Below are 10,330 nucleotides of genomic sequence, written 5' to 3' on the forward strand. Positions count from 1 at the left end.
ATGCCCGACGCCACGTACCTGGCATGCGTCGAGCACCGCGGCCACCGCCGCGGCCACCTCCCCGACGTCGGCACCACCGAGGACGAGCTCGGTCAGCCGGTCGTGCGCGTCCTGGGCCCGCGCGAGACTCTCGTGATGCGCCCGGATGGTGTCGTTGGCCGCGCCCAGTTCCGCCAGCGCCGCCGTACTCTCCTCGATCAGCCGGGCGTTGTCGATGGCGATGGCGGCGTGGTCGGCGAACGAGGACAGCAGCGCCACCTCGTCCGGGGAGAACTCCCGGGCCCTGCGCTCGGAGGCGAACAGCACCCCGATGATCCGCTCGCCCAGGGTCAGCGGTACCCCGAGGATCGCGACCAGCCCCTCGTCCCCCACACCCCGGTCGATCGGGCCGGTGTGGTCGAAGCGGTCGTCGTTCGGGTAGTCGCGGGTGGCGTAGGGGCGGGCGGTCTGCGCGACCAGGCCGCCCAGCCCCTCCCCCGCGCCGAGCCGGAGCTGCTGGAACAGCGCCGAGGCGGACCCGTCGGTGACCCGCATGTAGGTGCTGCCACCGACCGCGTCCTCGGCGTCGTCGTTCAGCGTCAGGTAGGAGACGTCGGCGCCCAGCAGCATCCGGGCCCGGTGCACGATCGAGCGCAGCACCGCGTCCAGGTCGCGCAACCGGGCGAGGTCACCGGCCGTGTCGAACAACGCGGCCAGCTCGGCCTCCCGGCGACTGTGCGCGTCGAGGGTGCGGCGGATCTGCAGAGCCAGCGCGACCGAGTCGTCGTCGGCCGGCACGCGGGCCAGATCCGCACCACTCGCACCCGCCGCCAGCAGCTCCAACAGCCCCCGCGCCCCGTCACGTCGCACCGTGCCGGGAGCGGCGTCCGTGGAGGCGTCCCCGGCAGCCGGCCGCCCACCCCGCTCGCTCATCACGATCATGCTGACACCGTCGACGGCGCGTCCGCGTCGGCCAGTGAGGTGCCCTTCGTCTCCTTGGCCAGGTACACGGCCACGAAGGTGAGCACACACCCGGCCGCGACGTAGAGCGAGACCGGGATACTGGTGCCGAAGGCGCCGAGCAGCGCGGTCGCGATGAGCGGGGCCAGCCCTCCCGCGGCGATCGACGCGAGCTGGTAGCCGATCGACGCGCCCGAGTAGCGCACCTTCGTGCCGAACAGCTCGGAGAAGAACGCCGCCTGCGGCCCGTACATCGCGCCGTGCAGCACCAGTCCGACGGTCACCGCGCCGATGGTGGCCAGGGGTGTGGCCGCGTCGAGCATCGGGAAGAACACGAAGGCCCACACGAGCATCCCCGCCGTGCCGAACAGGTACACCGTCCGCCGTCCCACCAGATCGGACAACCAGCCCCACACCGGGATCATCACGAAGTGCACGGCGGAGCCGACCAGCACCGCATTGATCCCGAGCGACTTCGACATGCCCAGGTGCGTGGTGAGGTAGACGAGTACGAAGGCGGTGATGACGTAGTACGACACGTTCTCGGCGAAGCGGGCGCCCATCGCGATGAGCACCTCGCGCCAGTGCCGGCGCAGCACGGTGACGATCGGCGCCCGCTCCGGGGCGGCCCCCTGCTCCGCCTTCTGATCCGCGTGACGCACCGCCTCGACGAAGACCGGCGACTCCTCGACGGCGAGCCGGATCCACAGTCCGATCACGACGAGCAGACCGGACAGCAGGAACGGGATGCGCCAGCCCCACGCCTCGAACGCGGCGTCGGTCTGTACCGCGGCCAGCACGGCGAGCACCGCGGTGGCCAGCAGATTTCCCGCGGGGACGCCCGCCTGGGGCCACGACGCCCAGAACCCGCGCCTGCGGTCGTCGCCGTGCTCGGACACGATCAGCACGGCGCCGCCCCACTCGCCGCCGACGGCGAAGCCCTGGATCAGCCGGAGCAGGACCAGCAGCAGCGGGGCGGCCACCCCGATCGTGGCGTAAGTGGGCAACAGCCCCATGAGGAACGTCGCCCCGCCCATCATGAGCAGGCTGACGACCAGCAGTTTCTTGCGGCCCAGTTTGTCCCCGAAGTGACCGAAGACGAGGCCGCCGAGCGGACGGGCGACGAAGCCGATCGCGAAGGTCGCGAAGGCCAGCATCGTGCCGGCGAGCGGGTCGCTCTCGGGGAAGAAGAGTTTGTTGAACACGAGTGCCGCGGCCGAGCCGAAGAGAAAGAAGTCGTACCACTCGACCGTGGTGCCGATCATGCTGGCACCCACGACACGTTTGATGGAGCTGGTCCGGGACATGGTGCTCACCACTTCGTCGTGTGCGAACAGGGACGGTGCGCCGCGGCCGCGGGCGCGGCCCGGCGTGGGTGACGCGGGTCGGACCGGGCGGGATCAGCCCGCGGTCCACCCGCCGTCGAGCGGGATCGAGGCGCCCGTGAGGTAGGCGGCGTGGTCGCCGCAGAGCCACAGCACCACCGCCGCCACCTCCTCCGGCTCGATGAGCCGTTTCACGGCGGTGTTGCGCAGGAACACCTCGTCGAGGACGGCGTCCTCGTCGATCCCCCGGGACCGGGCCTGGTCGGCCACCTGGTCGGCGACCAGGCCGGTGCGGACGTAGCCGGGGGCCACACAGTTGCTGGTGACCCCGTGCGGCGCGGCCTCCAGTGCCGCGACCTTGTTCAGACCCTCCAGCCCGTGCTTGGCGGCCACGTACGCCGCCTTGTACGGGCTCGCACGCACCCCGTGCACGCTGGAGATGTTCACGATCCGTCCCCAGCCGCGCGCGGACATCGCGGGCAGGCAGCGGCGCATCAGCCGGAACGGCGTGGTCACCATGAGCTGCTGGATGCGGGTGAACCGCTCGGCCGACAGCTCTTGGATGGGCGCGATGTGCTGGACACCCGCGTTGTTCACGAGGATGTCGACGTCGCCGGGCACGGTGTCGACCGCACCGGGGTCGGTGAGGTCGGCGACGTGTGCGACGGCGTCGTGCTCACGGGCGACGTCCACGGCGGCACGGTCGACGTCGACCAGATGCACCGTGGCTCCCGCGCGGGCCAGGGTCTCGACGCAGGCGCGTCCGATGCCGCCCGCACCACCCGTGACGAGGGCGGTCCGGCCGGCCAGTGGGCTGCTCGACATGGCAGCAGACGGTAAGCGGCCGTGGCCCCGGCAACCATGTCCGCGCGGGCCACAACCACGCCGTCGGGGGTGTGTGCCGCGCACACACCCCCGACGGCGGACGGGTCAGGGCTTGGTGAGGATCTCCGCCCCGTCGTCGGTGACCCGCAGCGTGTGCTCGAACTGGGCCGTCCACTGCTTGTCCCGGGTGGTGACGGTCCAGTCGTCGCTCCAGACGTCGTAGTCGATCGTGCCGAGCGTGATCATCGGCTCGATCGTGAAGGTCATGTCCTTCTCGATGACGGTGCTCACCGACGGCTCCTCGTAGTGCAGCACCGTCGGCGCGGTGTGGAAGGCCGGGCCGACGCCGTGGCCGGTGAAGTCCCGCACCACGCCGTAGCCGAACCGCTTGGCGTAGGACTCGATCACCCGGCCGATCACGTTCAGCTGCCTGCCGGGCCGCACCGCCTTGATCGCCCGGTTGGTCGCCTCGCGGGTACGTTCCACCAGCAGCCGCGCCTCGTCGGAGACGTCCCCGGCCGGGAAGGTGGCGTTCGTGTCGCCGTGGACCCCGCCGATGTAGGCGGTGACGTCGATGTTGCAGATGTCGCCGTCGGAGATCACGGTCGAGTCCGGGATGCCGTGGCAGATGACCTCGTTCAGCGAGGTGCAGCACGACTTCGGGAACCCGCGGTAGCCGAGCGTGGAGGGGTAGGCGCCGTGGTCGAGCAGGAACTCGTGGACGACGCGGTCGACGTCGTCGGTGGTGTTGCCCGGTTTCACGGCCTTTCCGCCCTCCTGGAGGGCCTGTGCCGCGATCCGGCCCGCCACCCGCATGGCCTCGATCGTCTCGGGCGTGCGCACCCCGTTTCCGGGTTCCGGTTTCGGCGCGCGTTTGCCGACGTACTCGGGGCGGACGATGGACTCGGGAACGGGGCGACGCGGCGTCTGCACGCCGGGCTGCAACGGGGCACGATCGGGCATGTCCCCCAGCCTACGACTCCCCCGGTGGCACACTGCGGGCGTCTCACGGTGTCGTCGGCCGCACCGGCCTCGACCGTGTGCCCGGCCCGGCCCGGTGCCGGGGATCAGCCCAGCCCGGTGAGGAAATCGCGGGTCGTGGCCACCGCCGGCTTCGAACTGCCCGCCCCCTCCAGCAGCACCGCGAAGGCCAGGTCGTCCCGGTATCCGGTGAACCACCCGTGCGCCTCCGTGCCGTCGCCGTACTGGGCGGTGCCGGTCTTGCCGTGGACACCGGACAGCCCGTCGTCCAGTTCGGTGGCGGTCCCCTCGGTGACCACGGCCCGCATCATCGCGCGCAGTCCCGCGACCACCGGCTCCGGCAACGGCTCCCCGGACACGGTGACCTCGGTCTCCCGATCGGCGAGCAGACTCGGCACCGGAGTCTCCCCGGCGGCGACGGTGGCCGACATCAGCGCCGCACCGAACGGGCTCGCCAGCATCGTGCCCTGACCGAACCCGGCCGCGGCCCGCGCCACGGCGCCGTCCCCCGGCTCGGCCGAACCGGTGACCGTGGTGACGCCCGGGATGACGTAGTCGGTGCCGATGCCGAGGCTGCGCGCGGCGTCGGTGAGCGCACCGTCGGGAAGGTCCAGCGCGAGGTGGGCGAACGTCGTGTTGCACGAACGGGCGAAGGCCTCCCGCAGCGGCACCGTGCCGAGCTCGAACTCGTCGTCGTTCGGGATCGTCCGGCCGTCGATCACCGTGGTGGCCGGGCACTCCACCGGGGTGTCGACCTCGGTCCCCGCGCGCAACGCCGCCGCGGCGGTGGCGATCTTGAACGTGGAACCCGGCGGGTAGCGGCCGGTGAGCGGGGCGGTGCCCTTCTCGACCGCGGCGTCGTTGGCCGCCACCGCGAGCAGACCCCCGGTGGAGGGTTGCACGGCGACGAGCACCCCCGGCGCCTCGGCCGCGTCGAGCGCGCGTTCGGCCTCCTGCTGGACCGGCAGGCTCAGGGTGCTGCGCAGCGGTTCGGCCGGTTCCGGCTCCGCGCGGTGAACCACACCGACCTCCGCACCACCGGAGTCGACCACGGCCACGGACCAGCCCGCGTTGCCCGCCGACCGCTCCTGCGCGGCCTTCCGCACGGCGGGCAGGATCCGCTCCCCCAGCCCCCTGGTCACCGGCAGCATCCGCTGCCGGGTGGTGAACCGGACTCCGGGCAGCTCGTGGATATTCTCCTTGACCGCGGCGTAGTCACTCGAACGAAGGGCAGCCACCAGGTACGGTTCCCCCTGCTCGGTCTCCGACAGCCCGGACTCGATCGAGGACGGGGTGATCCGCTCATCCAGCGGGTTCAGCGCCCCGGCCAGGGACTCGATCACCGCGTCCGCCTTCTCCCCGGCCTCGTCGCGGTGCAGCAGCACGTTGACGACCTCGTCGGCACGCAGCAGCGGGGCCCCGTCCCGGTCGTGCACCGGGACCGGCGCGGCGTCCTCCCCGCGGAGGGCGAGTGTCTCGCCCCGCTGGAGTTCCGGGTGCACCAGCGACGGCCGGAAGCGGATCGTGGTGTCGCCGTCCGTCGTCAACGCGGCACGCGTGTCGTACCCGAAGGTGCGCCCCTGCCCGAGATCCCACTCCACCCGGTAGTCGGCGTAGGTGGTGCCGTCGGTCTCCCGGACCGTGCCGAGCGTGGTGGTCACCGACTCCGGTTCCAGCTCCGCCCGCACCCCGTCGAACAGCCGCCGCGCGGCGCCGGGATCATCGGTGAGCTCCGCCACCGCGGCCGTGTCGCCGCGGGAGAACGCGTCGAGGAACTCGCCCGCCACCTCCCTCGGATCCTCGCCGGAGAACACACCGCACCCGCTGAGCACCAGGGCGACGCCGAGCAACGCGGCGCCGACCCGGTGCGACCGTCTGCCTCGCACGCGGCCCAGTATCCCGGCGTTGCCGCCCGACCGGGGTGGACATGACCCGGATCACACCGGAGGTCGACCTAGAACAGCACCGTGGCGTAGCGCCCGACCTGCCGGAAGCCGATCCGGTGGTACGCGGCCAGGGCGGGCGTGTTGTACGAGTTCACGTACAGGCTCGCGACCCGGCCCAGCCCGTGCACCAGGTGCCGCGCGACCGCGGCGGTGCCCGCGGCGCCGAGTCCGCGGCCCCGGTGCCGGGGGTGGACCCACACACCCTGGATCTGCCCCACCCGGTCGGACAACGCCCCGATCTCGGCCTTGAACACGACCTCGCCGCCCTCGAACCGGGCGAACGCCCGACCACCGGCGATCAGCTCCGACACACGGGCCCGGTACCCGGCACCGCCGTCCCCCGCGGTCGGGTCGACACCGACCTCCTCGTGGAACATGGCCACCGCGGCCGGGAAGTAGGTGCCGAGTTCGTGCGGCAGCACCGGCCGGACCGCCCGATCCGCGGCCACCCGCGGCTCGCCGTCCAGGGCCATGAGGGGCTGGTCGGGCCGTTCCTCGCGGGCGGGGCCCCAGTCCCCGGCGAGCTGCTCCCACAGTCCAAGCACCTGTTCGGCGGGACCGACGAGCGACGAGCACGTCCGGGGCCGGCGCAACGCCCGGTCCGCGAACGACCGCAACGCGCCCGCACCACCGGTCAGCGGGACCAGGTTCGGCCCCGCGAAGCACAACCCCTGCAGGGCGCCCGCCCGCACGTACCGGCCGTCGGTGCCCCACAGCTCGCCGCCGAGCCGCCACGGGTCCAACCCGGCCGACTCGACGCGTGCGGACACCATGCAGCTGCCCACCGGATCCGCCGCGAGGACCGCGCGGACCGCCGGGTAGTCCCTGTCATCGAGCAGCCTCGCACCGGCCAGCCGCAACACACGTCAAGATTGCCAGACAACCCCCACGAATGGGGACCGGCGAGCCGGACCGTCCGCTCCCCGCGAGCTCCGGCACCATTCCGTCCGCCGATTCCCGTCGGCGTCCGGCCCGCCGGACCGGGTCACCGCCGGGACCTACTCCCCCGGATAGGTCCCGAAAGTCCAGGCGTTGCCGTCCGGGTCGGCGACGGTGATCTCGTGCGAGCCGTAGTCGGTGTCGACGGGTTCGCGCAGCAGGCGCGCACCGGCCCTGCGGGCGCGCTCGGCCACCGCGTCCGGGTCGGTGCTGACCACGTACACCGCGTGCCCCCCGACCCGCGGCGACGCGGGGCCCGCGTTGCTCCCGGTGGCGGTGCCGTACATGACGCCGCCGCCCTCGGGCCCGCGTACCTCGCCGTGGGCGATCGTCCCGTCGTCGGCGCGGTAGGTGCAGCGTTCCTCGAAGCCGCAGACCTCGGTGAAGAACCGCAGCGCGGCGTCCGCGTCGGTGTAGCGCAACGCCGGCCACACCCGCGGACCGTGCGCCGTCGTGGTCGTCCCGGTGGTTGCGGCGGTTCCGGTGTTCGATGAGGTGTTCATGCGCCCGAGTGTGCGCGACGAAGGGCCGGAGCGCCGGGTGCGGCGCCCGGGCGACCCGTTCCGGCTCACGCGCCACGGACGGTCACCTCACCCCACGGTGACGACCGGCTCCCCGCTCGCGTCGGTGTCGCCGTTCTCCTCGGCGATCCGCATGGCCTCCTCGATCAGGGTCTCCACGATCTGGTGTTCGGGCACGGTCTTGATGACCTCACCCTTGACGAAGATCTGCCCCTTGCCGTTGCCGGACGCCACGCCGAGGTCGGCCTCACGCGCCTCGCCGGGCCCGTTCACCACACAGCCCATCACCGCGACGCGCAGGGGGACCTCCATGTCCGCCAGCCCCGCGGTGACCTCGTCGGCGAGCTTGTAGACGTCCACCTGGGCCCGACCACAGGAGGGGCAGGAGACGATCTCCAGCTTGCGCGGACGCAGGTTCAGCGACTCCAGGATCTGCGTACCGACCTTGACCTCCTCCACCGGAGGGGCCGACAGGGAGACCCGGATGGTGTCGCCGATGCCCTGGCGCAGCAGGGCGCCGAACGCCACCGACGACTTCACCGTGCCCTGGAACGCGGGACCCGCCTCGGTCACGCCGAGGTGCAGCGGGTAGTCGCACTGCTCGGCGAGAATCTCGTAGGCCCGCACCATCACGACGGGGTCGTTGTGTTTGACCGAGATCTTGAGGTCGTGGAAGCCGTGCTCGGCGAACAGCGACGCCTCCCACAGCGCCGACTCGGCCAGCGCCTCCGGGGTGGCCTTGCCGTGCTTGGCCATCAACCGCGGGTCGAGCGAGCCCGCGTTGACCCCGATGCGGATCGGCACACCGTGGTCACCGGCCGCGCGGGCGATCTCGGCGACCTTGTCGTCGAACTTCTTGATGTTGCCGGGGTTCACCCGGACACCGGCGCACCCGGCCTCGATGGCGGCGAAGACGTATTTCGGCTGGAAGTGGATGTCGGCGATCACCGGAATCTTCGACTTCGCGGCGATGGCGGGCAACGCGGCGGCGTCGTCGGCGCTCGGGCAGGCCACCCGCACGATGTCGCAGCCCGACGCGGTCAGCTCGGCGATCTGTTGCAGCGTGGCGTTGACGTCGGCGGTTTCCGTGGTCGTCATCGACTGCACCGACACCGGGTGCTCGCTGCCGACCCCCACGGGACCGACCTGGAGCTGGCGGGTCTTGCGGCGTTCGGCGAGCACGGGCGGCGGGTTGGTGGGCAGGCCCAGGTCGACGGTCATCGCTTCCTCTTCCACTGCGGATTGCTGCCTGGCCGGGGTCCACGATACGTGAGCGCGCCCCGGCGCCGGGCACAGCGACCCCCACTCGTGGGCATCACTGGGTGAGCCGGATCGGGTTGACGATGTCGGCGGTGACCGTCAGCAGCACGAACGCGCCACCGATGACAATCACCACACCGGTGACGGTGTTCAGCTTGGTGTAGTCGACGGGACCACCCGGTTCCCTGCCGCGCAGGCGGCGTAGCCAGTCGCGCACCCGTTCGTACCAGGTCACGGCGATGTGTCCGCCGTCGAGCGGAAGCAGCGGCAGCAGGTTGAAGATGCCCACGAAGAAGTTCAGGCTCGCCAGCAGCAGCAGGAACACACCCCACAGCCCGGCCTCGACCGCCTCGCCGCCGATCCGGCTCGCCCCCACGACACTGACCGGCGTCTCCGGGTCCCGCTCGGCACCGAAGATCGCCTCGACCACGGCGGGGACCTTCTCCGGCAGTTCGAGCAGGCGTTCCCAGGTCTGCACCATGATGTCCCCGGTGAACGCGACCGAGGCACCCACGGCGCCCGCCGGCCCGTGGGACAGCAGCCAGCCCTGCCCGGCCCCGATCATCCCGACCCGCTCGGTACCATCGTCGGCGGTCGGTCGGGTGACCTGCGTCACGTCCACGGTGAGCTGCTCGCGCTCCCCCTCCCGCAGCACGGTCATCGAGGTCGGACCGGAGGTGTTCTGCACCCGGGCGACCATCTCCGACCACGAGTCCACCGGGGCACCGCCGATACTGACGACCTCGTCACCGGACTTCAGGCCCCCGGCACGCGCCGGCGCGGGATCACCCGGCCTGCACTGCTGGTTGGTGAACTGCTCGACCGTCTCGGCGCTGCGCACGCACTCGGACACCTCACCGATCACCGGCCGGTCGTCCAGGTTCGGCAGGCCCAGCGACACCGCCATCAGGTAGAGCACCACGAAGCCGAGCACGAAATGGGTGAACGACCCCGCGGCGAGCACGACGGTGCGTTTCCACACCCGGAACCGCCACATCGCCCGCGGCGCCTCGTCGGGCTTCACCTCGTCGAGCGCGGTCATCCCCGCGATGTCGCAGAACCCGCCGAGCGGGATCCACTTCAGGCCGTACTCGGTTTCGCCGCGCCGGAAGGAGAACACCGTCGGCCCGAAGCCGACGAAGTAGCGCCGGACCTTCATGCCGAACATCTTCGCGGTGGCCATGTGCCCGGCCTCGTGCAACGCCACCGAGACACAGATGCCCAGCGCGAAGAGCGCGACCCCCAGTAAGTAGACGAGCACGCGCTACTTCCCTCCCGAACTGATTGCCAGGGCACGGTCGCGCGCCCATTCTTCCGCAGCCAGTACGTCGTCGACGTCGCGGGGCGGGCGTGCCCACTCGTCGGCGGCGGCGACGACCTCGCCCACAGTGTCCACGATGGACGTGAAACCCGTGTTCCCTCCGAGGAAGCGCTCCACGAGCCGCTCGTTGGCGGCGTTGAACACGGCGGGCAGGCAGCCGCCCCCGGTGCCGACGTGCCGGGCCAGCTCGACGGCGGGGAACGCCGCGGTGTCCAGCGGTTCGAAGGTCCAGGTCGCGGCGGTGTCCCAGCGGCAGGCGGGCGCGGCCTCCGG

Annotated in this window: 9 protein-coding genes and 1 pseudogene; all 10 read right to left on the minus strand. The window is 71.9% G+C overall.

The window, feature by feature from the left end; genetic code table 11:
* Positions 1-912 (minus strand): GAF domain-containing protein (locus tag SACHA_RS22500; protein WP_198010164.1); only part of this gene is annotated, 912 nt, incomplete at its 3' end.
* Between the two features lie 5 nt (positions 913-917).
* Positions 918-2,246, minus strand: coding sequence for an MFS transporter (locus SACHA_RS0115590; RefSeq protein ID WP_028663236.1), 1,329 nt, complete (start codon positions 2,244-2,246; stop codon positions 918-920).
* Between the two features lie 93 nt (positions 2,247-2,339).
* Positions 2,340-3,089: a 3-hydroxybutyrate dehydrogenase gene (locus tag SACHA_RS0115595; RefSeq protein ID WP_019811208.1), complete on the minus strand. Its 750-nt coding sequence runs from the start codon at positions 3,087-3,089 to the stop codon at positions 2,340-2,342.
* A 105-nt stretch (positions 3,090-3,194) separates the two neighbouring features.
* Positions 3,195-4,052 (minus strand): type I methionyl aminopeptidase, encoded by an 858-nt coding sequence (gene map, locus SACHA_RS0115600; RefSeq protein WP_019811210.1) that lies wholly within the window; start codon positions 4,050-4,052, stop codon positions 3,195-3,197.
* Between the two features lie 104 nt (positions 4,053-4,156).
* Positions 4,157-5,956: a penicillin-binding transpeptidase domain-containing protein gene (locus SACHA_RS0115605; protein ID WP_019811212.1), complete on the minus strand. Its 1,800-nt coding sequence runs from the start codon at positions 5,954-5,956 to the stop codon at positions 4,157-4,159.
* A gap of 68 nt (positions 5,957-6,024) precedes the next feature.
* Positions 6,025-6,879 carry a GNAT family N-acetyltransferase gene (locus tag SACHA_RS0115610; RefSeq protein WP_019811214.1) on the minus strand — a complete coding sequence of 285 codons (855 nt, stop codon included), beginning with the start codon at positions 6,877-6,879 and terminating at the stop codon, positions 6,025-6,027.
* 135 nt (positions 6,880-7,014) lie between these two features.
* Positions 7,015-7,458: a VOC family protein gene (locus SACHA_RS0115615; RefSeq protein ID WP_028663237.1), complete on the minus strand. Its 444-nt coding sequence runs from the start codon at positions 7,456-7,458 to the stop codon at positions 7,015-7,017.
* A gap of 87 nt (positions 7,459-7,545) precedes the next feature.
* On the minus strand, positions 7,546-8,697 hold the full coding sequence (ispG, locus tag SACHA_RS0115620) for a flavodoxin-dependent (E)-4-hydroxy-3-methylbut-2-enyl-diphosphate synthase (protein WP_019811218.1): 1,152 nt from the start codon (positions 8,695-8,697) through the stop codon (positions 7,546-7,548).
* Positions 8,698-8,791: 94 nt separating this feature from the next.
* Complete coding sequence (locus tag SACHA_RS0115625; protein WP_019811220.1) at positions 8,792-9,997, minus strand: M50 family metallopeptidase; 1,206 nt, start codon at positions 9,995-9,997, stop codon at positions 8,792-8,794.
* 3 nt (positions 9,998-10,000) lie between these two features.
* Positions 10,001-10,330 (minus strand): annotated as a pseudogene (locus SACHA_RS22505) (1-deoxy-D-xylulose-5-phosphate reductoisomerase); the annotation flags it as partial.

Origin of the sequence: Saccharomonospora halophila 8, from assembly GCF_000383775.1 — a bacterium.
Taxonomy (GTDB): domain Bacteria; phylum Actinomycetota; class Actinomycetes; order Mycobacteriales; family Pseudonocardiaceae; genus Saccharomonospora; species Saccharomonospora halophila.

Coding starts and splice junctions, on each gene's coding strand:
- SACHA_RS0115595 (WP_019811208.1), bottom strand. CDS start 3,089: ATGTCGAGCAGCCCACTGGCCGGCCGGACCGCCCTCGTCACGGGTGGT.
- SACHA_RS0115590 (WP_028663236.1), bottom strand. CDS start 2,246: ATGTCCCGGACCAGCTCCATCAAACGTGTCGTGGGTGCCAGCATGATC.
- map (WP_019811210.1), bottom strand. CDS start 4,052: ATGCCCGATCGTGCCCCGTTGCAGCCCGGCGTGCAGACGCCGCGTCGC.
- SACHA_RS0115615 (WP_028663237.1), bottom strand. CDS start 7,458: ATGAACACCTCATCGAACACCGGAACCGCCGCAACCACCGGGACGACC.
- ispG (WP_019811218.1), bottom strand. CDS start 8,697: ATGACCGTCGACCTGGGCCTGCCCACCAACCCGCCGCCCGTGCTCGCC.